Origin of the sequence: Microcoleus sp. PH2017_35_SFW_U_B (genome assembly GCF_020737865.1) — a bacterium.
GTDB lineage: Bacteria > Cyanobacteriota > Cyanobacteriia > Cyanobacteriales > Microcoleaceae > Microcoleus.
The window spans coordinates 1-22,388 of the sequence record NZ_JAEQDE010000100.1; the positions used below are offsets into that span (position 1 = coordinate 1).

17 protein-coding genes are annotated in these 22,388 nt (G+C 44.7%); 8 read left to right on the top strand and 9 right to left on the bottom strand.

Annotation, left to right across the window (positions count from 1 at the left end):
* Positions 1-48: 48 nt before the first annotated feature.
* From JGK36_RS26255 to JGK36_RS26270, 4 genes are all read right to left on the bottom strand, one after another.
* Positions 49-294: a DUF4347 domain-containing protein gene (locus JGK36_RS26255; protein ID WP_293185655.1), complete on the bottom strand. Its 246-nt coding sequence runs from the start codon at positions 292-294 to the stop codon at positions 49-51.
* Positions 249-653: a DUF4347 domain-containing protein gene (locus tag JGK36_RS26260; RefSeq protein WP_293185657.1), complete on the bottom strand. Its 405-nt coding sequence runs from the start codon at positions 651-653 to the stop codon at positions 249-251. Before JGK36_RS26260 ends, JGK36_RS26255 begins: the two co-directional genes overlap by 46 nt.
* Positions 654-2,317: 1,664 nt before the next feature.
* On the bottom strand, positions 2,318-3,574 hold the full coding sequence (locus JGK36_RS26265; RefSeq protein WP_293185659.1) for a bifunctional oligoribonuclease/PAP phosphatase NrnA: 1,257 nt from the start codon (positions 3,572-3,574) through the stop codon (positions 2,318-2,320).
* A gap of 235 nt (positions 3,575-3,809) precedes the next feature.
* A complete protein-coding gene (locus tag JGK36_RS26270; RefSeq protein ID WP_293148535.1) occupies positions 3,810-4,307 on the bottom strand; it encodes an HNH endonuclease in 498 nt (165 codons plus the stop codon).
* A gap of 385 nt (positions 4,308-4,692) precedes the next feature.
* On the opposite strand from JGK36_RS26270, the gene JGK36_RS26275 reads away from it, so the two are divergent.
* On the top strand, positions 4,693-5,157 hold the full coding sequence (locus JGK36_RS26275; protein WP_293185661.1) for a COP23 domain-containing protein: 465 nt from the start codon (positions 4,693-4,695) through the stop codon (positions 5,155-5,157).
* A 299-nt stretch (positions 5,158-5,456) separates the two neighbouring features.
* On the opposite strand, the gene JGK36_RS26280 is transcribed toward JGK36_RS26275, so the two are convergent.
* Positions 5,457-8,180: an AAA-like domain-containing protein gene (locus JGK36_RS26280; protein WP_293185663.1), complete on the bottom strand. Its 2,724-nt coding sequence runs from the start codon at positions 8,178-8,180 to the stop codon at positions 5,457-5,459.
* Positions 8,181-8,288: 108 nt separating this feature from the next.
* Here JGK36_RS26280 and JGK36_RS26285 point away from each other — a divergent pair, with 108 nt between their 5' ends.
* Positions 8,289-9,056 (top strand): 5-formyltetrahydrofolate cyclo-ligase, encoded by a 768-nt coding sequence (locus JGK36_RS26285; RefSeq protein ID WP_293185665.1) that lies wholly within the window; start codon positions 8,289-8,291, stop codon positions 9,054-9,056.
* A 50-nt stretch (positions 9,057-9,106) separates the two neighbouring features.
* Positions 9,107-9,625, top strand: coding sequence for an O-acetyl-ADP-ribose deacetylase (locus tag JGK36_RS26290; protein WP_293185667.1), 519 nt, complete (start codon positions 9,107-9,109; stop codon positions 9,623-9,625).
* 590 nt (positions 9,626-10,215) lie between these two features.
* On the opposite strand, the gene JGK36_RS26295 is transcribed toward JGK36_RS26290, so the two are convergent.
* Positions 10,216-12,084, bottom strand: a complete 1,869-nt coding sequence (locus JGK36_RS26295; RefSeq protein WP_293193634.1) for an AAA-like domain-containing protein — start codon at positions 12,082-12,084, stop codon at positions 10,216-10,218.
* Between the two features lie 279 nt (positions 12,085-12,363).
* On the opposite strand from JGK36_RS26295, the gene JGK36_RS26300 reads away from it, so the two are divergent.
* Together JGK36_RS26300 and JGK36_RS26305 are read left to right on the top strand one after the other, a co-directional pair.
* Entirely contained in the window at positions 12,364-12,537 is a 174-nt protein-coding gene (locus tag JGK36_RS26300; RefSeq protein WP_293185671.1) for a hypothetical protein, read from the top strand.
* Between the two features lie 32 nt (positions 12,538-12,569).
* A complete protein-coding gene (locus JGK36_RS26305; protein ID WP_293185672.1) occupies positions 12,570-12,920 on the top strand; it encodes a hypothetical protein in 351 nt (116 codons plus the stop codon).
* A 507-nt stretch (positions 12,921-13,427) separates the two neighbouring features.
* Here the strand turns inward: JGK36_RS26305 and JGK36_RS26310 are convergent.
* Positions 13,428-13,802, bottom strand: a complete 375-nt coding sequence (locus JGK36_RS26310; RefSeq protein WP_293185674.1) for a DUF4342 domain-containing protein — start codon at positions 13,800-13,802, stop codon at positions 13,428-13,430.
* Positions 13,803-14,269: 467 nt separating this feature from the next.
* A complete protein-coding gene (glgA, locus tag JGK36_RS26315) occupies positions 14,270-15,745 on the bottom strand; it encodes a glycogen synthase GlgA (RefSeq protein WP_293198513.1) in 1,476 nt (491 codons plus the stop codon).
* A 687-nt stretch (positions 15,746-16,432) separates the two neighbouring features.
* Between glgA and JGK36_RS26320 the strand changes: the two genes are divergently transcribed.
* The 3 genes from JGK36_RS26320 (at position 16,433) to JGK36_RS26330 (ending at position 21,031) form a co-directional block, all read left to right on the top strand.
* A complete protein-coding gene (locus JGK36_RS26320; protein ID WP_293198515.1) occupies positions 16,433-17,113 on the top strand; it encodes a sigma-70 family RNA polymerase sigma factor in 681 nt (226 codons plus the stop codon).
* A gap of 444 nt (positions 17,114-17,557) precedes the next feature.
* Positions 17,558-18,553, top strand: a complete 996-nt coding sequence (locus JGK36_RS26325; protein WP_293185682.1) for a DUF1822 family protein — start codon at positions 17,558-17,560, stop codon at positions 18,551-18,553.
* A gap of 108 nt (positions 18,554-18,661) precedes the next feature.
* Complete coding sequence (locus tag JGK36_RS26330) at positions 18,662-21,031, top strand: CHASE2 domain-containing protein (protein ID WP_293198516.1); 2,370 nt, start codon at positions 18,662-18,664, stop codon at positions 21,029-21,031.
* A 341-nt stretch (positions 21,032-21,372) separates the two neighbouring features.
* Here the strand turns inward: JGK36_RS26330 and JGK36_RS26335 are convergent, their stop codons facing one another.
* A complete protein-coding gene (locus JGK36_RS26335; RefSeq protein ID WP_293186941.1) occupies positions 21,373-22,101 on the bottom strand; it encodes a response regulator transcription factor in 729 nt (242 codons plus the stop codon).
* Positions 22,102-22,388: the final 287 nt, after the last annotated feature.

The following is a 22,388-nucleotide window of genomic DNA, read 5'->3' on the forward strand; positions in this document are numbered from 1 at the left end:
CTTTGAGGGACGGCTCCTTTGCTCTCTCTATCAATAGTGAGAGTATTGCTATCGCGTATGCCCTGTTTGTCCAGGGTTGTGCAGCGTAACACCGTCAGCTCCTGTTAATTTCTCTAAATTCCAGTTGCCGCCCAGTAGTGCGCTGCCCGTCAAATCTGTTGAAGCTGCAATATCAGCACCAGTTAAATAGCCTATTTTGTTTACGAAGTTTTCGCCTAATTCGCCAGCCGCCACATCGCAGCCGTAAATCAGAATATCGGCATTAGTAGTAAGTAAGTAAGTGAGTTTCCCCACTGTTGCAACTGTTCGCTATAGGTATTTAGTGTCTCAGAGTTGAGTCTTGTTGCACCCAATTGCAAGTTTCCAGAACCCCCGTGAGAAACAATATGAACGCTTTTAATATCACTCCGGCTGGCTAAAACTTCGCTAATTTGTTCTACTCCATCCCGCGCTGAATCTAAGATAAATACTTCTGTTCCCGGTCTGGCTCCGCTGGCGAGACTCTGATAATTATCTACATTTCCATCTATAAGTAGTAGTTCTTTTTTTGGTTTTACTTGTGGAATTAAGTTTATGGCATTTACATAGCTAGCAACAGTAATTTCCGAAAAATTAGAACCATTATTTTGATCGCTTGTCTCAAGAATATTCATTGTCTTTGATGGCGGATGTATTGTTTTTTATATTTAACCTACCCCTTTCTTTGGTAAGAACCTTCAGTATATTCCACATACTTTTGAATTGCATCAATTGATAATATATATGCAATTTAAAAAACAAAAAGAGCAACTATTGCGTAAAACCATTATTCTGCAATGGTTTTGCCGCAAGTTAGTTACCCTTTAACACAAAGATATTTTTTAGAGTACCCACAAAAGACTCAAGAATTTCAGGATGTGTTTATTACAAGCCTTTGGGTTTTTGCACTATTTGAAATTAAGTTAGCAAGCTATCTAAAACCTGATGGGATTTAAAACTTTTACTAATTTAATTATCAAATTGTTGTCTTTGATACAATTTTGTCAGATTTACCTTGCTAAGTCATTGGCCATTATGCTTATCTATTTTTTCACTCGTAAGCCATTTATCGGCAGTAGATTTACTTACATCAAATTTCAATAATGGTTCGATACTTATAGCGATCGCCAAAACGCTGAAAACTTTATTAATTGCTGAAACGTTTGTTTTTATTGGTTAGTGGTTATTGCTTCTTGCCTGTTTCTTCTTACTTCTGCTACGGATACTTATGTGTTTTCCCCTACGTATTTCTGTGATGACTCCACTTTATTTGCATCTAGAAGCCGATCGACTCCTGTGCGATCGTACTTTTGATCCAAATTCTGTCTTTGCCTTCGTGGCTGCGGAAGTTAGTAAAACCTATAGCGGATCTAGCTCTCATATTCGCGGACGTTGTTGGGAAGAGAGCCCTATACGTTTAAGCGGTTCTATAAGTTGTCAGTCATACCCCACCTTTTTGAGAAAGGCTATATATCGTATATAACTATTTATTCATTTAGTCGATATTGACGCTAAATTTAGTAACCAAGAGATAATTTCTCTGGCAAAATATGAGAGGCCGCCAAAAATCTATGGCAACCCCCTTTTTTTCTGGCTTATCCTATAACGGTTCTCATAAAGATCGCGTATCACAAATTATGGTACGACGATATGATTGCGATCGCACACACGCCCGGAGATCGTCTTTACTTCCACAAATCTCAGAAAGTTTATAGGAACTATCAACAGCAATTACCAATTACCCAGGATTAGATATACTTCATCTTTCTCAAAAAGACGAAGTATGATTGTTATTGGAGTTTTTGGTGCGTCCGCAAGTTGAGTGTACCATCACCACAAGAGGGCTCTCTTCCCAACAACGTACCTTCTCAAAAAGACGAAGTATGATTGTTATTGGAGTTTTTGGTGCGTCCGCAAGTTGAGTGTATAGCGGTTATCACAAAGATGAGGTATGTTGTTGGGCTTCAGCCCTCTGAGTTTAGTGGTTATATAAGTTGTCAGTTATACCTCATCTTTTTGAGAAAGGCTATATCATCACCAAAAGAGGGCTCTCTTCCCAACAACGTACCTTCTCAAAAAGACGAAGTATGACTTTTATTGGAGTTTTTGGTGCGTCGGCAAGTTGAGTATACAATCACCAAAAGAGGGCTCTCTTCCCAACAACGTACCTTCTCAAAAAGACGAAGTATGACTTTTATTGGAGTTTTTGGTGCGTCCGCAAGTTGAGTGTACCATCACCACAAGAGGGCTCTCTTCCCAACAACGTACCTTACTCTTGGAGAGAAAGGCTATACAAACTTTAACGATCGTAAACTGGATTATCGGTAGGACTAATTAAACTCATTAATTTTTGCTTAATTTGAGAATCGAATACTTCCCATTTGTGCCTTGCATAATCGCTATTCTCATTTCCACCCGAAAGAAATCCTACCGGAATTTCAAAACCGCCCGCTTGACTTCTTCCACCGCCAAAAAAGCGTCCTTGAGCATCTTGACCGAAGGCTTCTTTAATAAATTCGTCGGGGTCTAGAGTCAGTTTATTCGTTCGCAGCGATCCGATTACTACTTCGATTTCTTCGTCTTTGTCGTGCACAATTGCGTAGACAACGGCTGTATGTACGTTCTCTTCTGTTACTAAAAAGTCCGCTGCTTGGGGAATGGAATCCCGATCGTCATAGCGGAGGTAGCCGATGCCCGCGATCGAGAAATTGTTCTGGACGATGCGGTGTTTGAGCGATCGCTCGATCGCATCCATCACCCATTTAGAACGAGACGACTGTAACACCGCATTCAGCAACTGCGGGTCATAAAATCGGCTCAAATAAGCCGCAGCTAAGAATTCCTCCTCCTGTGCTTGTCTGAGGGCATTGGTATCCGATCGCAAACCGTGCATCAAAGCCGTAGCACACTTGACGTGCTGGCTGACACTACCGTCAAAAGCCACCATTCCAGCCTGCAAATACTCGGTAAAAATCGTGGCTGTAGCGCGGATATCCGGACGCAAATCGGTAAATTCTGCGTTCATTTCCCCCTGCAAACTGTGGTGGTCGATTACTGCTGCGATCGGCACTCCTGCCCCTAAAATAAACTCAGTTAAGTTACAAGTCGTGCCTTGGTTGTCGATGAAAACGCAACCCTGATACGCCGACAAATCCTTCGTTTTTGTCGTTTCCAGCGTCCACCGCTGCAACGGTAACCCGGTCAATTTAACTAAGGCAATATTTTCTTGGTGGCTGAGGGCACCGGCGTAGATAATCTCGCATTGAATATCGTACTGTTCGGCGATTAATTTGTAAGCCCAAGCGCTCGAAAGTGCGTCAGGGTCGGGAAAATCTTGCAATAATATTAACTGGCGATCGCCTCTGTGCCGATCGAACATTTGGCGCAATTGCTCAACTTTGCGATCGGGTAATTCTCCGCGGAGACTGGCGCGATCGTCTTCCGAAGCAACTTCGGCTTTGCTGCGCCGTTTCCCAGGTGTACTCGCGGATGGTACAACCTCAGCTTCGTGGTTGTCAGATACTTCATCTGAATTGGTAGGCTGGTGGTCTTTCATTGTTAAAAATTCAAAATCTAATTTTTTCAGTATTTGCGCGCCAAAAGCAATTAACCCGGTTTCTTTCTAGATACCGCGCTGTCAAACCGAATATTTCCGAAGAGAAACCGGAGTTAAGAGTCTTTAACTATTTAACTTTTCAACTCAAAACTATTGGCCCGGCGCACTCATGGCCCCACGCCTACAACTCAAAACTTCCGCAAAAAACCCCCGCGCTTTCTTGCGACAGGGGGTTTCAAAGGCCGATTACATATTTTTGCCATTCTTGGTGCATACCACTCTTAACGTGTCTAGTCACTTCAAAATAAAGACCGCTGTGAGGTTTCCTGGGCGGATAGCGCAGCAGCATTCCCGCTTCTTTCGGGGTGCGACTGCCTTTATTGACATTGCAGCGCACGCACGCCGTAGCGAGGTTTTCCCAACTTTCGCCTCCCCCGCGCGATCGAGGAATCACGTGATCCAGGGTCAAATCGTCCCCGGTATAGCCACAGTATTGACAAGAGTGGGCGTCCCGGTGCAAGATGTTCCGGCGGGTAAGCGGAATATCCTTATAGGGAACTCGGACGTAATGCCGCAGTCGAATCACAGTTGGTAGCGGGAAGTTTGGCGCAATAAATTTCCCGTTATGTTCTACCTGTTCTGCTTTTCCTTTCAGCAACAAAACTACCGCTCTTCGCCAATTGGTGATGTTGAGCGGTTCGTAGGAGGCATTCAGCACCAGAACATTGCCCATTGTTGATTATTAAAGAGAAGATTTTTATTGATGCTAACACAGGTTTCAGTTTAGGGGGGCGGACTCAGGAAGGGCAAGGCTCAACAAAAAACGGCTAAAAACCTTACCTTTACCCTATACCTTCGCGCCTGATCCCCTGCGGCTGCACCTATTTTGTGCCACAACGTTTGTCAGCCAGGGATTTTCCGTGGGTTTTGGTCTGAATAATGGCAGTATGGGCGATCGTCTCCGTTGGCGTAGCCCCCGTAGGGGGCGGGCTTCGCTAACGGCAAAACTTTACAGAATAAATTTTATTTTTTTCCCTAAATGCCTAATCTTCCCGGCAAGCAGAAGTCTAACTTTTTAGAGTATTAGTAACCATAAATGAAAAAGCTTATTACCGCCCATGAAATTTCGGCTTTTAAAGTCAGCTTTTAGTGTGTCAATTATTGCCCTTGCAGCTCCGATTTTAGCAAACAGTCAGGCTTTTGCCCAAACTCCGTCATTTTTCTGTGGCGCTGCTGGTGGCCGCCCGGCCACAATTGCTGTCCAACAAGGCAAAAATATTCCCGTTATTCTATGGGTAGCTGATAACTATTTCAATGAATCAGGAGAAGACGCCATTACTCGCTGCACCCGAGTCTCGGGAATTCTCAACAACTCGCAACCCCAAGGAAGCTGGGACAATATTGTCACAGCAGGTGCATCTTCCAGCGGTCAACTAATTATTTGTGCAGCTAATCCTCAAGACGGTTCCTGTAGATTATTATATCAAGTCCCAAAAGGGCAAAATCCCGAACAAGCCAGACAAGAACTTTTAAGAAGAGTTAAAAATCCTAATGTAAGTGTTTCGCCTGTTAAGGTAAATTAAACAGTTGACAGTTGACAGTTGACAGTTGACAGTTGACAGTTGACAGTTGACAGTTGACAGTATTTGTAGGGTGCGTCGCCATTGCTTATCCCCAAAAAAGAGTGACAATCTCATAGCGACGCACCAAACACACCCTACAAACCAGGAGCATCTCAGTTTTGCATTTGTAGTGCTGTCCCCGCTCGCACTGAAAGAAAAAATGCTTTTTGCAAAAATGAGATGCTCCCTACAAACCCAGGTCAAAAAAGTCCATGGATAGGGAAACGACATTACCGCGTGCGTATTTCCATGTTTTATTACTACTTGCAGATAGTGGAAACCCTTCTCAAATACTCCGGTTTGCTGCTGAGAAAATCGCAGCTTTGCTTCAGCAATTCTTCCAACCCTTCAACCTGCCTCAACCAGACAGTACCATTGCTTCCCGCTACAGCAATTTGCTTCCCATCTCCACTCCAACCGACACTAACAACATTCTCCTCAAAAGTAAATTGAGCAACCGGGCGCCCCGCTAAATTCCACAGCCGCACAGTCTTATCAATTCCCACAGTAGCCAGCCTTTCTCCGTCGGGACTAAAACTAATTAATTTCGCATCTAAATGCAAGGTTTCAAATTCACTAACTAATTCTTTGGCTGACAGATTCCACAGTCCGACTTTGCCATTTAATGTTACTGTAGCAAAGCGATACTGCTGTCGATCTGGACTGAAACTAATCCCAATTGCCTGCACCGGCAGCGTTTTTTCCAGTTGTCCCGACAAATCCCAAACTCGCACTGTAGATTTGCCGTCTAAAGTCGTCAAAAAATCGCCGCTGGGGCTAAAATTAACGCTTCTCACTAAACCATTGTGACCGGGAAGCTTCACGCTAGATGAGATTAATTTTGATGGTTTTGACAAGTTCCAAATTGCCGAACTGCTATCGATTCCTGCTGCCGCAAATAACTTTTCTTTCGGACTAAAACTAATACTGTTAACAGAGCCTTCAATTCCTTTCAACTGAGAAATATTTTTTCCTGACAAATTCCAGAACTTAACTGTGCTATCGCTTCCGGCAGTTGCTAAAAATTTACCATCTGGGCTAAAGCTTACCATATTCACTGACTGCTGTAAAGCTTTCCATTCAGCAATTTTCTGCCCGTAAAAGTTCCAAATTCTTACTCTATCGTCTATTCCTGCGGTTGCCAAAATTTTACCGTCAGGGCTGAAACAGATGCTGGTAACAGCACCTGTATGAGCTTGCCAATTCATCTTTCTTGGTGGAAGTGATGGTGCTTTAATCTGCTGTTTTTTGCTAATTTCGTCGAGAATAACTTGTAAGGCTAACAGCGGTCTAGTTGCCGGATATTGTTCGAGATGTTGTTTGTTTTCAACTAAGGTTCTTAATTTTTTACCAGAGGCGATCGCCCTTAGCAAAGCTTCCGATAAAGCTTCGCTGCTCTCGTTTTTTTGAGATACTGCCAACAGTAAAGCATCGCTGCCATTTTGTTCGATTTCAATACTTGCTTGTGCTAGTTTAAACCGCTGGTAAGCGAGAGTTGAAAAGCCGATCGCCCCAATCAACGATCCGGCCAGTACCGCTGAACCGATGCCGATCCACTGTTGGGCTTTTTGCTTGGCTGCGCCAGCTTCACTCAAAGCTGTTTCGGCATCGCGCGTCGCTTTTTGGGTTTCTAGTTTAGCTGCCAGCAGCAGTTGATTTTGGTCGCTCAAAATCAGTTTTTGGCTGGCTGTCAAAAATTGAAAGTCTTCGTTTCTCAAACTTTTGTCTGCCGCCCAAACTAATGCTGATTGCAAATCTTCGCCGCGCAACAGTTGGGAGTCATCTTGAGAGTTAGAATTCAGCCAGACTTTGATAGCTTCCGAGTAAGGTAAGAGTTTTTCTAAGTTTTTGGCGATTAAGTCTTTGTTAAAGACAGCTTGATAAATAGGATTAGAAATAGTTAATTTTTCCCGGCGCTTGACGATTAATCCGCTTAATCGCAATTCCATTTGTTCCGCACTACCATCGGGGACGATTTCAATTTGCTGTAAAATTTGCTGATACAATCCGAGTCTTCTGACAATCCGCTGGTTTTCTCGAAAAAGCCGATCGCGAATTGTGGACAAATGTTCGGGAACATCCTGAGATTCCCAATTCTCCACAATCTTCAAGCGCACTACTTTCTCAACCCACTCTCGCGGATTTTGAATGCGATCTTGCTCCCCCCCTTGACAAGGGGGGGCTGGGGGGGGTGCATTTTCAAATAAAAGTTTGCACAGCTTTTGACTCAAAAACGGTTGCCCGCCCGTCCAATACAAAACCTCTCTCAACACTTCAGCAGAGCGATCTGTCAGCTCTGCCAACCCGGCTGCTAGCGGTTGAGCTTCTGTTTCATCAAAACCAGTTAATTCGATCGCCCTACCGATATTAAAAGGCGTGTTGCTGGCAAGATTCTTGTCGCGGCACAAATCCGTCGGCGATGCTACGCCCAAGAGTGCCCAGGTTAGGCGATCGAACTCTGAGTTATTGGCGCGCTTGTTATAGCACGATCGAATTAGGGCTAGGAAATCATCGGCGGGAAAATCCAGGGCGAGAATGCTGTCGATTTCGTCGATAAAAATGACAATATTGGTGGAAATATTGGCTAACAGCACGGTTTCGATGAATTCGCTCAATCTTTGCACCGGAGTTAAAAAATTGCGATCGCGCCACCAAGTCCGCACGTTGACAATATCCGACAGATTAAAGTTATTTTCGAGAATGCGTAGCAACCCAGCATACCACTGTTCGGGAGTCACGCCGCGGTTGCCAATTTCCGAAATGTCGATCGCAGCACAAGCAATTCCCTCATTTCTCAGCCGCTGAATTGTCCGCACCTGCAAGCTAGATTTGCCCATTTGGCGCGAATTCAAAACATAGCAAAATTCCCCCGCCTTCAATCCGTTATAAAAGTCGTCATCTGCTTGGCGCTTCACATAATTCGGAGCGTTATTGGTGAGACTGCCGCCGACTTGATAGTAACTGGGTTTTGCGGTAAAATTCATATAATTCATTCGGCGGTTAAAACCGCTACTACACAAACAAAGTCCGCGCAACGCGAGACTGAAGAATTCAAGTAAAATTTTGGATGATATATTGTACCATAATATAGCATGAAAACAGATTGGATTGGATATCATCGCGACAAAGACAAGTTAAGAACTGAAATTTGGTCTTTGCTGAAAGATCAAGCCGCATCTGTTGGCGATCCGTTTGGTCATATTCCCAATTTTGTCGGCGCCGAGTTGGCGGCTGAAAAATTGGCGAGTTTACCAATTTGGCAACAGGCAAAAACGATTAAGTGCAATCCAGATTCGCCACAAATTCCGGTGCGGATGCGCGCTTTGCAAGACGGAAAACGCTTGTATATGGCAGTACCGCGCTTGACAGACGATCGCTGTTTTGTCGAGTTAACGGCAGAAGATTTGCACAAGCACAATATGCCACTAGCCGAAAGTGCGTTAGCGAAGCCCTCGAAGAGGATCGCCCGTAAAGCCCTCAGTTGCGGAAAATTGGTAAGCTTTGAAGAAATGGAGCCGATCGATTTAGCAATAGTCGGCTGCGTAGCGGTGGCGCGCAACGGCGGAAGAACCGGCAAAGGTGCAGGATTTGCTGATTTAGAATTGGCGATGTTGACAGAATTCGGGTTAGTAGAAATCGATACGCCGATTGTGACTACAGTGCATCCTTTGCAAATTGTAGAAGATTCGCGTTTGCCGATGCAGCCTCACGATTGGGCGCTGAATTGGATTGTGACTGCCCAGGAGGTAATTGAGACTAATACGAGTTATCCGCGTCCAACTGGGTTAAACTGGGATAGTTTGCGATCGGAACAGTTGGCACAAATTCCGATTTTGCGAAAATTAAGAGAAGAAAACTAGATAACGAGTTTCTTTGCTAAACTTGTCTACAGTTTACTATTGCAGAAAATATGAAAGTTATTTTGGGCGACATCACAAAACTCGAAGTTGATGCGATCGTGAATGCTGCAAATACCAGTTTACTTGGTGGTGGTGGAGTAGATGGAGCAATACACAGAGCAGCAGGATCGGAACTGTATGACGAATGCCGATTGCTGGGAGGATGTAAGACTGGAGATGCTAAACTAACTAAGGGATATAAATTGCCTGCACGCTTCGTCATCCACGCAGTAGGGCCAGTATGGCGGAAGGGTAATGATGGAGAACCAGAACTCTTAGCCGAGTGTTACCGTAAGTGTATGCAAATTGCCGCAGAACAACAGTTTGAGAGTTTGGCATTTCCTTGCATTAGCACCGGCATTTACAGCTTTCCTAAAGCTCTAGCAAGTGAGATTGCAGTGAAGGTATGCTGGGAATATATACAAAATAATGGTGGTTCTCAAAAAGTAATTTTTTGCTGTTTCGATCAAGAGAATTATGAAATCTACGAAAGGATTATATCTAAATACAACCCTAAAAAACCTCTCTAAAACTTCGTCTGATGCACCCTACAAGTTAAAACTCCTTATCATATAGAGGAGACGGCATTGCCGTGTCCCTACGTGATGAATTGTAGGGACACGGCACTGCCGTCTCCTCCGTCTTCTCCGTTTATATCATTCCGATACAAACGGAATTGATATTATTTCATAATATATCTAATTTGTAGCCAAAATGCGCCAGATAATGAAAGCAGTAAGGCCTAGATAACCAAACACTGTTATCCAATCTAGCCAATTATCGGAAGTTATTAAAAAAATATCGTTCATGGGCTGTTTTAATGTAAAAAGAGGTAGATTGTGATTTTTCGTTAGGTGGGGGCGGGTTTATGAGATTGTCGGTTTTAGGCAATTATTGTCGGTGAACCCGCCCCTACAATATTGTGATTTTTCGTTGGGTGGGGGCGGGTTTATGAGATTGTCGGTTTTAGGCAATTATTGTTGGTGAACCCGCCCCTACAATATTGTGATTTTTCGTTTGGTGGGGGCGGGTTTATGAGATTGTTAGTTTTAGGCAATTATTGTTGGTGAACCCGCCCCTACAATATCTGGAATTATATGATACCTAATCGCTCAATATTTTACCCGATCGCGCTCAAGTGCGATCGAAAATATTGCCGGTACAACTCGCACCTCGGCACGCACTCGTTTCCCTGCAACTTTACCAACCCCAAACTGTCCAACTTGAACGCCTGAATCGCCTTTAATTGCACCCCAGAATCCGCCGCCGCAATCTCTCTCATCCCCGCAGCTAACTCTGGATATTCTTCTAAATTCCACAGTTGGCGGCGCAAGTGATCGCTGTAAATTCCCGCATCGGCGATCGCACTTTCTTTTAATTCATCAATAGTCAAATCACCTCGCGAAATGTGATATAGTGCAACTCGTACTAAATACGGATGACCGCCGACTATTGCCGTAAGTTGCTCAACTTCGGCATCTGACCAACTTAAATTGTGCCGCGCTGCTAAGTCTTGGATTTGCCCAGCGTTGAATTCGGGCAAGTCTACGGGTAAGCCGACGTTGAAGGGCGATTGATTGATGTTCATCGGGATGTAAACTTCGGTGGAATGTACTACGATTAATCGCAGTTTTTTCCAGATATCCCGCCGCTTCGATTCTTCGTGCCACGCCCGCAGCAGTCCTAAAAAGTCTTCGGCTATGTCGGGATATTGGAAAACGCGATCGATCTCGTCTAATCCTAAAATTAGAGGACTATCGATTTGGGGTAAGATGTATTTCTCAAAGTAATCTTTGCAGTTGACTTTGCTGCCAAAAATATCGTCCCAATAATCGTCTAGTTGATTGGCTAAGTGCAATTCGCGTCCGACGTAAGCGCAAAACCATTTTAAGAATTTATCTAAGTTGGCGAATACACTTTTATCTACTAACTGAAAAGTTAGTGGCACTGTACAATAACCTTGACGGGTTCCGTGATGCAAAATTCTTGCCATCAAGGATGTTTTGCCCATTTGTCTCGGCGCTTTAATTCTAATTAACGCGCTGGGCTGCAAAATAGTTTGATAGCAACGTTCTTCGATGGGCGGGCGTTCTACATAAAATTGAGAAGCGACATCGACTTGTCCTCCGGGTAATTCCGGTTCGGCGCTGGGTAGAGGTATTTCGTCGCTGCTAATTTCTAATACTTGGTTTGGTGTTAAATCTTCCGGTTGTTCTTTGACTGGTGCGGGAGTTTCTGCTAGCAATTTCAACACTTCTTCGATCAGAATTGGAGTGTCGCCGTCCTTTTGCCATTCCCTCTGTTCGATTCGGTACAGATAGCCCCGCAAATCGTGGTTTAGAGGCACGTTTAAGGGAAAACCGACGCGAATCGGTAAAATTATTGGTTTCTTGTCAGGGCGAGAGTCTTGCAGTTCTTTGGCTTGCTGGACTTGATATGTTAGCAGTTCGCTTTGGCTGACTGTTGGCGGCAATAGCAATAGCAAATAATCGCATTCTTTGAGGAAGTAGTTTATGCGATCGAACCAATTATCTCCCAATCTAATGTTATTTTCGGCTGTGAAGACTGTATGACCGATCGCACTTAAGGCCGTTTCTAACTGTTTTCCCAATTCGCGATCGGGTTCGGCGCTGCGATAACTCACAAATACTTTAACACTTCTGTTGCTGCGGGCTGTTTCCCTTGCCGCGGGCAAATTGTCCGACTCAGCGACATCTTCGGCATCGTCTAGTTTAGCCGATCGATGGTCGCCATTTGTCAGAGTCAACTCAAACGCCGCGAACAACTGTCGCAGTTTGCTGAGATCCGCACCTTCTCTACCCTGCTTAATTTTGCTGACAGTATCCGCGCCAACGCCCGACTCGGCCTCGATTTCCGTCAGAGTACCTCTAATGTTATATCGGTCAGACCATTCTTGGAGCGCCTCATTAAGTTTCTTTAAGCCAGGGGCTGTGAGAATTCGACCGCGATCGCGTTTTGACTTGAGCACTTCTGTTGCACTGAAATGGGAAGGAATCTAGGAACTTTAACGCCTTAAGTTCCTATTTTAAGCGATTTTAAGGGAGATAGTCAGCCCGCCGGAATTTAAGGAATTTTACTTGTAGAGGGTTTTTAGGCGATCGACTTTCTCAAACTCTGTCCTGATAACGGCTTCAACCTGTGAATATATTTGAAAAGAAAAAAAAATCTTAACTCCCCAATCTCCCCTGCGAGCAACCACTGATTTTTTTTAGAGTAGATACATCAAGGAAAACCCAGGAGCATCACCATGAACAAAATTCTACACCGATTGGCAATGGCCGCCTTAGGAACTGCTTCAATTGTGACAATTAATACACTTAATAATTTAACAGAAGCATCGGCCGCTGGTAAATTTGACCAACCGCAAATTCATCAGAATACCATTTTTCCAATTCCTGTCCCCCATCAGTTGCATAAATAGCATAAATCCATTTATTTCATTCAGGAGAATTTATGAAGTCTACACTTTGCTCGCCACAATCTACCACTACAGAATCTAACTCCGTTGATGCTGATGCGATCGATGCCTGCACTGCATTAGCGTGGGTTGAATTGGTAGCCTTAGATAACAGCGCTCTCACGGGTGATGATTGGCTGGTGCTGTGCGATGATATTGATAGCGGGGAAATCTACCGCGGCTGGTTTCTGTGGCACGATCGCGAAGTTAGCGGTAATTGGGAAGCTTACGACCATTTGAACGATCGCCGATTTGTTGCCAAAAGCCAAGTTTTTGCCAAAAGTGCGATCGACTGCATCGAAGATGCGAGAAATCGTGCGATCGCACAACTAGAATTTGTACTCTAACACAAATACAACTCGTGCCGAGCCAACAATAATTCTGGGAATTATATTCCCGACTGAATGAACTTTCCGATCTACGCAAGACGAGAATAAACAGGTTTAATATAACCGGATGCAAGATAATTCCCGGAAACCAAATATTCTCAAAGAAAATAATAAAAATTACGGGTGCATTCGTATGTAGTTGCGCTTCAGCGCTCTTTTAAAGCGCAACTACGTACCTTTTATAACTCTGGTATGTTGTTGCGCTTCAGCGCTCTTTCTTATTATATATGTAAGGACTGAGAATTAAATATAGCCTTTATCAAAAAGATGAGGTACGATTGACAGGTTACATAACCAGTTCCACTAAGAGGGCCCAAGCCCAACAACGTCCGCAAATCTTTTTGAGAATCGCTATAACTTACAGTTTGATGGTTCGTGGGATGGGCCACCCGAGCCCATCCCACAAATTTGTGTAAATTATTTAATTTCCGATCCTAAGAGCGCTGAAGCGCAACTACGTACCTATTACTCTTTTCGCTCGATAACCACAGTCAAATGAGCGACAACTGCCCCAACTGTTGCCAATACAGCAGCAATTGGAAAGACTACACTCCCTGCAACGCCGCCTACCAATCCCGCCATCAGCGGAATGTCTGCTAAAATCCGCCCTTCTGAGTTTTTGATCACGAGGCGGCGGAGTTTTCCTTGCTCAATTAATTCTTTGACTTTACCAATTAAACTGTCGGCGCTAATCTTAAATTCTTCCACTCTAACTTTTTCCTCTGTTACGAACTCTGAGGTGAATAAAGGAGTTTCAACTGTTGGGTTGGCTGAATTTCCGGAGGCGGCTGTTTCGTCTTGGAGGATTGTTACTTGTTGTTCTAGTTGTTGTGAGTTCATTTTGTGTAGGGCGGGCGAACACCAGCCGTTTAATTTCTATACTTCTATCTTGTGCGATCGCACTTCGCACCGACAGGCAAGAAAACCCTACAAGCTACATTCGTACTTTCCGCCCCCGCCTTTTCACCCAAAACATTATCTCTGTTGACAGTTGACAGTTGACAGTTGACAGTTGACAGTTGGCAGTTGGCAGTTGGCAGTTGACCAATTACCCATTACCAATTACCAATTACCCATGACCAATGACTACTGACTACTGACCAATGACCAATGACCAATGACCAATGACGGGAGCATCTCAGTTTTGATGTTTTGATTTTATAGTGCGAGCGTCCCCGCGAGCGATTATAGATCGCGAGCGGGGACGCTCGCACTGTAAAGAAATTGCTTTTTTGCAAAAGTGAGATGCTCTCCCAATGACTAATTACCAATGACCAATGACTAATGACTAATGACTACTGACTAACTTATTTGTGTCGAATTAGTTCGTAAATTTCCACATAGTCTTTAGCTGGATATTTCCACGAATTATCGCAATTCATCCCTTGAATCATGAGTTTTTCAAAGTCATCATGGTAGTCATACCACAATCCGATCGCCCGATCGAGCGCCGACTCTAAAGCGCAGTAGTCCGTTTGGTGAAATACGTAGCCGTTGCGCTCTTCCGGTAAGTGGTTGGTGTCGTAATCGCGATCGAACACCGTATTCACCAAACCGCCCACGCCCCGCACCACAGGCACCGTACCGTACCGCAACCCGATCATCTGAGTCAGCCCGCAGGGTTCGTAATTGCTCGGCACCACAATCATATCCGCACCCGCGTAAATTAAGTGCGACAGTTCCTCATTAAAACCCAGTTCTAAATGGCAGTCAGGATTGTCATTTAAAACCCATTTTTCGTGCTGAAAATGCGCGTTAATTCCCGCTTCCGTCGCCGAACCCAAAAGTACGAATTGCGCGCCTTTGCTCAGACAGTAATAAATTGCATGGTGGACGAGGTGAACGCCTTTTTGGTCGTCCAAACGACCGATAAAGGTAATCAGAGGCTTGTCAGCATCGCGCATTAACAGCCGATCGCGCAAAGCGGTTTTAGTTTCAGCTTTTCCTGCCAAATCATCCGCAGTGTAGTGTTGCGGAATATAGCGATCGCTCTCGGGATTCCACACATCGTAATCGATGCCGTTGAGCACCCCGCGAAACTTGTCTTGATATATATGCAAAGTATGTCCCAAACCGTAGCCGAACTCGCCGACGTGAGCTTCCCAAGCGTGATGCGGCGAAACCGTGGTGACAAAATTCGAGTACACAATGCCGCCTTTCATAAAATTGATGGCAAAAGGGTTAAAATTATCTCGCAGGCGATCGTACTGAAAATAATAATCATCTCGATTCAAACCCGTTGCTTGCAACACCTCGCTTCCGCCCATACCTTGATGTTTGAAATTGTGAATGGTATAGCAGACTCGCTGATTTTCCATCCAATTGTATTTGTAAATTTCAAACAGCATGACTGGAATCAAGCCAGTTTGCCAGTCGTGACAGTGAATCACATCCGGGCGCTTGTTGCTTCTGAGCAAAAATTCTAAAGCAGCTTTGCTAAAAAATGCAAACCGCATATTGTCATCGTTGCAACCGTAATAACAGCCGCGGTTAAAAAAGTTATCTTGCGATCGAGGTTCGATGAAAAAACACAACACCCCGTGCACCCAGCCGCAGTACACATCGCAAAGGATTTCGCCGCCGTACCAGGGCACCGCCAAATCCCGATAGGCATCGTGCAGCCCCCAAATGTGGTCGTACCTCATGCAGTCATACTTGGGCAGAATAATCTCGACGGCGTTACCGGAATTCTGCAACTCCCGACTCAACCCATAAACTACGTCGCCCAAACCCCCTGCTTTGATGACGGGGGCGCACTCTGAGGCAATTTGTACGATGTACATTTTTTTTGCTTACTCCTGGATCAATCAAAAAATATTTTCTTAACTTGACAAAGTATATGATTTCTCAGCAAATAAGCAAGTCGCTCGTTGGACATAAAAGGGCGATCGCGCTTCCAGCTAGCGGAATTCGGGGCTGTGGCCCATAAACGCACAGGAGACAAAGGACACATCCGCGGCACAGCCTCAAAAATCGACCGGTACCTCATTCGATCGCATTTGTCAAATAAATACTTTAATTTTTTTTTCGGAAATTGCGCGAAAATTTATCGCACGATGCTGATAACTGATTTAGAACTTACGCACGAGTAGCTAGAAAGTGGCTTTGATGGACGAAAATCCTTCGCCCTAGCCACAAGATTAGCTAAAAACTGGCTGGTTGAACTTCGACTGCGCGGCAACTGAGCGGAGTCGAAGTTCATTTACCAGAAATAATTGGTTGAAAGCCCCAAGCCTGCTCGGGAGAAATTAAAATCAGACGATTCATTACTCCAATCCTCTTCCTTCTGGGTAGAGGTCGCTCTCAAACTGTCAACTGTCAACTGTCAACTGTCAACTGTTGAACGCTGATTTCTTTAGTTTTGATGCGTAAGTCTTGCAAACCTCAACTCAGGGATTCTATCTTGGAAATTCAACTAGCAAATGCCGTGTCTAGCATTCATCCAGAGACTCTTCAGGAGGCCCTCGCCGATGCCCGACACCAAGGATGAAAAAAACAATTTAAGCCAACAACTCCAACAGCTAGTTGCTGAAGCTTGTTCGCATCCGCCCCAAAGCTTGATGCGGCGGCAAAAACTCAGCGAGATAGTGAGGCTGATTGTCAAATCCGGCAAACTTTGGCAAGAAGGCACGCCTCATTATCACGATGCTTTGCAGCAAACTTGGGTGTATTTTTGTCGCAATGTTTGCGAAGCAAACACCGCCAAAAAACCTTACGATCCGCATTTGGGCAGCGTCATTACTTGGCTGGATACATACCTGAGGAGGCGGCTGCAAGACTTCAGCAACGAACGAACACAGGAGAAATTTCTACGCGATTTACCGCCAATTTCAGCAGACTCAGAAGCACTATATCTCATCAATTATGTCGAAAATCCGCCGACTCATTCTGACAGTCCGCTAGTTATCTTAGAAGAGACTAAAAAATGGGTGCTGGCAGATCCCGAGGGAGAGCTAAAAAGCGTTCATATCAAAAAACGTCCCGATGTCACTTGCCAAATCTTAATTTTGAAGCGTCTTCCTCCGGAGACTTCCTGGGAAAAGATTGGTCTTGAATTTAACTTACCACCGTCAACTGCACCCAACTTTTATAAAAGAGAATGTTTGCCGCGCTTGCGAAATTTTGCCAAAGAGCAAGGATATCTAGAATAACAGTTGACAGTTGACAGTTGACAGTTGACGGTTGACAGTTGACAGTTGACAGTTGACAGTTGATAGTTGATAGTTGACAGTTGACAGTTGACAGTTGACAGTTGACAGTTGATAGTTGATAGTTGATAGTTAATAGCGATGTTTGTTAGACTAAAAGTAAAATGTCGCTCTTCAAAAAGCCTAAAAATACGGGGAGTAACAACCCTTACTATTGGGTAATTGGTAATTTCTAATAGTTGCTATAGCGGTTCTCAAAAAAGTGAGGTATGCACCATGCCCTATGCCCTATGCCCTATGCCCTATGCCCTATGCCCTATGCACGTCGGGTACCTCATATGAGAGCTCGAAAGGCTATATCTGTAATTGACTTACCTGAGAAAGGCTAGAGAAAAGTCTGTTTTTGAATTTTCATCCTAAAACTATAGTTCACAGAGGAGAATCCCGATGAATGGCAACCTTAACAATATCAGGCAATCATCTATTCCACTGCCCATTACCACCGCAGCGCTGCGGCTGGCAGAGAAATTTTCAAATATTAAAGGATTGAGCACAGCAGAAAAAAGAGACCAAGTTTATTTCAACACTTTAGCTGTATGTGCAGTGAAAGATTACATGGAAATGATGGATATTCCTACAGATTTGAAAGCCAGCGACAGTTGGAACCCTGCGATGCGCCTTTACACCGATGCAGCAGATTTGAAATTAACTCAATTTGGCTATTTGGAATGCCGCCCTGTGAAGTCTGGCAAGTTTTGTGACATTCCGCTGGAAATACCGGACGATCGCATTGGTTTAGTCGCAGTTGAAATCGATACACAGCGGCAAGAAGCTACTTTGCTGGGATTTATGGCAACTGCAAGTGCTGGCGAGTTGGCGATCGACAAATTACAAAGTTTTGAAAAATTGCTGCTACATTTGGATAGTCTGAAACGCAGCAAAAAAGCTGTACAACTCAGTCAGTGGCTGCACAATATTTTCGAGGCCAGTTGGCAGTCTGTAGCAGAAGTTTTAGCGCCGCCAGAACCTAGTTTAGCTTTTCGTTACGGTAGCGCAGTCGTGCGGGCTAAGACGATCCATCTGACACCAGATATCTCGGAACCAGTATCAACAACCCTCAACTATTTTCGGGGAAAACCTAATTTAGATAGGGGTGTAGGAGTACCCGCCGAATCTGTAGCTTTGCTGGTGGCGATCGCACCAACGACTGATACTGATATTAATATTAAAGTACAGGTGCATCCGATCGCCGGTGCGGACAGCTTGCCGCTCAACCTGACTCTGAAACTCATCGACGGCGAAGGAACGACTGTCATGGAAGCTTGTGCCGTCAAAAAAGACAACGGCTGCATGACACTGGAATTTGCTGCCGATCGCGGAGAATGTTTCAGCGTTGTGGTAAAACTGAAAGAAGTCTGTATTGCAGAGAATTTTGTCGCTTAAATCGGCCCGCTGGTTATAAGCTGTTCAGCATTAAAATTGAACCTTTACCAGGAAGTTGGCTTGGGGAATCAAAAATCTCAGTGTATCAAAAACCTGAGAGTGTCAACCATGGAAAAATTAGTTGTCTTAAAGCTAGATGATAACTTGACAAAAGGCGTGCGAGCTACTCTGGAAATCGGCCCGGAAGGAGAACGGGCCACAGTAGAAATCCAAGGTTTCCTGCCTCCAAAACTAGAAATAGCTGACAACTACGATCGCTGGCAGTCAGTCTACCGCAGTTTGGGAGATTTCCGCATTAAGCCGATCGCAATTACCATTAGCGAATCTCGTACAGCACAGTTGTCCAAGTGTCGCGAGTTGGCGGAACAATTAAGCCTGCAAATCAATAGCTGGCTTGACTCTGAACCGTTTCGTAAACTCAAAGACACATTACTCGTACAATTAAACCCATCGGATACAGTTCGATTTTTAATCAAAACTGATGATATCGTTTTGCGGCGTTTACCGTGGTACTGTTGGAATATTTTCAATGGGTATCCGAAAGCCGAAATTGCCTTGAGCGCCACAGCTTATAAAAAAATACCGATTTCAGATCCCCCTAAATCCCCCTTAAGAAGGGGGACTTTGAGTGAATTCTCCCCCCTTTTTAAGGGGGGCTGGGGGGGATCTGCGGATTTGGAAAAATACCCTGCAAATCGCGTAAAGATTTTAGCAATTTTGGGGAATAGTGAAAATATTAATATTGAACAAGACTGCAAACTTCTGGAAGGATTGCCATCAGCAGAAGTTACTTTTTTGGTCGAACCAAATCGCAGAAAAATCTGTCAAGAACTTTGGGAAAACAACTGGGATATCTTATTTTTTGCGGGACATAGTGACAGCGATCCATCCGGGCGATCGGGAAAATTTTATATCAATAAAACCGAGAGTTTAACAGTAGAAGAGCTGAAACAAGGCTTCAAGCTAGCGGTTAACCGTGGCTTGCAGTTGGCTATTTTGAATTCTTGCGATGGATTGGGCATAGCGCGGCAGTTTGAAGATTTGGGCATCCCGCAAACGATCGTAATGCGAGAACCTGTATGCGATCGAGTTGCCCAAGATTTTTTAAAGTATTTTCTCGCCTCTTTTTGCAGCGGGGAATCTTTGTATGTGTCAGTGCGCCTCGCGAGGCAAAGATTGGCAGAATGCGAGTCAGAAATTCCCGCTGCGGATTGGCTGCCGGTAATTTGTCAAAATCCTGCTGCCAATCCGCCGACTTGGCAAGAGTTGGCAAATAAACCAGCACCTTTTCCTTGGAGGCGGCGCTTACAAATCGGGCTGTTGGCGATCGCAATTAGTGCTGTTTCTGTCACGGGAATGCGATCGCTGGGCTGGCTGCAAATATGGGAATTGCAAGCTTTTGACCAATTGATGCGCCTGCGTCCCGCCGAAAGCTCGGATTCGCGTTTGTTGCTGGTGGAAGCAACGGAAACGGATATCGAAAAATACGGCTTTCCGCTGCCGGATGGGACGATCGCCCAAGCAGTAGCAAATTTAGCACAATATCGGCCGCAAACGATTGCCCTGGATATCTTTCGCCCTCGCCCCTCCGGAGTCGGTTATGCAGCATTGGCTGCTAGCTTTCAGAGCGATCGAAGTTTAATTGGTTTGTGCAGCGTCAAAGAAAGCGGCAAACCGAACAAATGCGGCATCAAACCGCCACCTGCACTGCCAAAAGAGCGCCTCGGGTTCAGCGATGTGGTGGCTGATGCCGACGGCATTCTCCGCCGCCACTTGCTGTTTATGCAGCCGCAGACAACCGATCTTTGTGCTACAGAACACTCTTTGAGCATGAGGGCTGCGCTCCATTACCTAGCAGCAAAAGGCATCACACCAGAAACTTTGTCAGGAGATAAGATAGGGCTGGGAAAGGCAGTTTTTGCACCAATTCACGGCAGTACAGGCGCTTATCAAAACCTGGACAATCGCGGCTTTCAAATTATGCTAAATTATCGATCGCCCCGAACTTTTATTCAGCGAGTTAGCCTGACAGAACTGTTAGAAGGAAAAGTTAGTCCCAATTTGATTAAAGACCGAATTATTTTTATAGGTGTGACGGCGCCCATTTCCAATCCCGATGATTTTTTTACACCCTACAGCGCGCGAGAAATACCTTACCAGAAAATGCCGGGGGTGTTACTTCAAGCGCAAATGTCGAGTCAAATTATCAGTGCTGCTTTGGATGGGCGCCCGCTGCTACAAATTGTGCCTGTGTGGCAGGAAATGCTGTGGATTTTGGGCGGCGCAGCAGTTGGTAGCGCGATCGCGATTGTCAGCCGGCGCAGGCTGTTTGCGGTGTTGCGGGCGATCGCTTTTGCGGGGATTTTGGTCGGAATTTGCTGGTTTTTGCTAATCCAGGGTTGGTGGGTGCCTTTGGTACCGTCGGTTGTGGCAATGCTGGGGGCGTGTGGTATTGCGATCGTTTGTAAGCGAATCTAGTACCATCTCAGGGTTAAATAGGTACGTTGTTGCGCTTGAGCGCTCTTAATATATATAAGATCGGAGCGCTGAAGCGCAACTACATACCTTTGTTTTAGAAGGTGACATTATTTATTCAATAGACTTGTATTGCCACAGCGCAACTACATACCTTTGTTTTAGAAGGTGACATTATTTATTCAATAGACTTGTATTGCCACAATAATAGCGCTTTTAATATATATAAGATCGGAGCGCTGAAGCGCAACTACATACCTTAAACTTGAATGGCCAAAATAATTTGGATGTTCCTCTGAGCAGCGTCCAAATTATTTGATTGCAAAGACTTTTCCTATTCCATCCTAATTGGAAAATATCCTGTGATTGCGAGCATTCGGAGCAAATGTGTAACCGTATCCGCGAATTGTTTGAATAAAATTTGGCACAGCCCGATCGACTTTAGCCATTTTCTTGCGAATCTGGCCGATATGTACGTCCACCACTCGCTCTTCTGATCCATAATTGCATTTCCAGCCCCAAATTTTTTCGATTAGCTGTTGGCGAGTCCAAGCTTCATCTGAATGAGTTGCCAAAAAACACAATATCTCATATTCTAATTTGGTTAGAGTCAAAGTTTTATCCTGCCATCTTACTTCCCTACTCATTAAATCAATTTCTAGTTGACCGCAGACAAGGCTGCGCGGGTTGACGGTTCTCCCTCGCCGCAACAAGACTTCTACTCTAACTGCTAATTCTTCAATACTGAACGGTTTGCACATAAAATCGTCAGCACCTGCTTTTAGGATTTTAATTCGATCTTCTTCGGCGGTGCGGCTGCTCAGAATCGTGACTAAAACATTCGTCCGCTTTTGCATTTCTTGACAAAGTTTATAGCCTGTAGTATCGGGCAAATTCCAATCTAAAATCACGAGAACTGGGTTGAATTCATCAAATATTTCTAAGGCTGTTTGGCCGTCGGCTGCAAATTGTACTTCATATCTCTGCTTTAGAAAGCGGTAGACTAGATTGCGGACGGGGGCGTCGTCTTCTACAACTAGAATTTTGGTGTTTTGAGCGGCAGAGATTTTCATAATTTTTAACTCAATTGTTAATGGTGCAAAGTTAAGAAAGCGAAGCTGTCTAAAAAACAGTCTTTATTCTTTAGTCAGCCTCCGGCGGGCTAAAGTTTTTGTAGGCAATCCCCCTGTGGCATTGGTGCCAACTTAAACCTGGAAGCATTGAAAAATCTCGTTTTTCTCTGAGGCCAGATCCCCCCTAGCCCCCCTTAACAAGGGGGGGACAAGAATCCGATCAAAGTCCCCCTTCTTAAGGGGGATTTAGGGGGATCTGGCCTCGGCTGAAAGCAAGATTTATCAAC

What these genes read in the sequence shown, in the direction of transcription:
- JGK36_RS26260 (WP_293185657.1), bottom strand. Translation starts at nt 653, where the DNA reads ATGAATATTCTTGAGACAAGCGATCAAAATAATGGTTCTAATTTTTCG.
- JGK36_RS26265 (WP_293185659.1), bottom strand. Translation starts at nt 3,574, where the DNA reads ATGAAAGACCACCAGCCTACCAATTCAGATGAAGTATCTGACAACCAC.
- JGK36_RS26270 (WP_293148535.1), bottom strand. Translation starts at nt 4,307, where the DNA reads ATGGGCAATGTTCTGGTGCTGAATGCCTCCTACGAACCGCTCAACATC.
- JGK36_RS26275 (WP_293185661.1), top strand. Translation starts at nt 4,693, where the DNA reads ATGAAATTTCGGCTTTTAAAGTCAGCTTTTAGTGTGTCAATTATTGCC.
- JGK36_RS26280 (WP_293185663.1), bottom strand. Translation starts at nt 8,180, where the DNA reads ATGAATTTTACCGCAAAACCCAGTTACTATCAAGTCGGCGGCAGTCTC.
- JGK36_RS26285 (WP_293185665.1), top strand. Translation starts at nt 8,289, where the DNA reads ATGAAAACAGATTGGATTGGATATCATCGCGACAAAGACAAGTTAAGA.
- JGK36_RS26290 (WP_293185667.1), top strand. Translation starts at nt 9,107, where the DNA reads ATGAAAGTTATTTTGGGCGACATCACAAAACTCGAAGTTGATGCGATC.
- JGK36_RS26300 (WP_293185671.1), top strand. Translation starts at nt 12,364, where the DNA reads ATGAACAAAATTCTACACCGATTGGCAATGGCCGCCTTAGGAACTGCT.
- JGK36_RS26305 (WP_293185672.1), top strand. Translation starts at nt 12,570, where the DNA reads ATGAAGTCTACACTTTGCTCGCCACAATCTACCACTACAGAATCTAAC.
- JGK36_RS26310 (WP_293185674.1), bottom strand. Translation starts at nt 13,802, where the DNA reads ATGAACTCACAACAACTAGAACAACAAGTAACAATCCTCCAAGACGAA.
- glgA (WP_293198513.1), bottom strand. Translation starts at nt 15,745, where the DNA reads ATGTACATCGTACAAATTGCCTCAGAGTGCGCCCCCGTCATCAAAGCA.
- JGK36_RS26320 (WP_293198515.1), top strand. Translation starts at nt 16,433, where the DNA reads ATGCCCGACACCAAGGATGAAAAAAACAATTTAAGCCAACAACTCCAA.
- JGK36_RS26325 (WP_293185682.1), top strand. Translation starts at nt 17,558, where the DNA reads ATGAATGGCAACCTTAACAATATCAGGCAATCATCTATTCCACTGCCC.
- JGK36_RS26330 (WP_293198516.1), top strand. Translation starts at nt 18,662, where the DNA reads ATGGAAAAATTAGTTGTCTTAAAGCTAGATGATAACTTGACAAAAGGC.
- JGK36_RS26335 (WP_293186941.1), bottom strand. Translation starts at nt 22,101, where the DNA reads ATGAAAATCTCTGCCGCTCAAAACACCAAAATTCTAGTTGTAGAAGAC.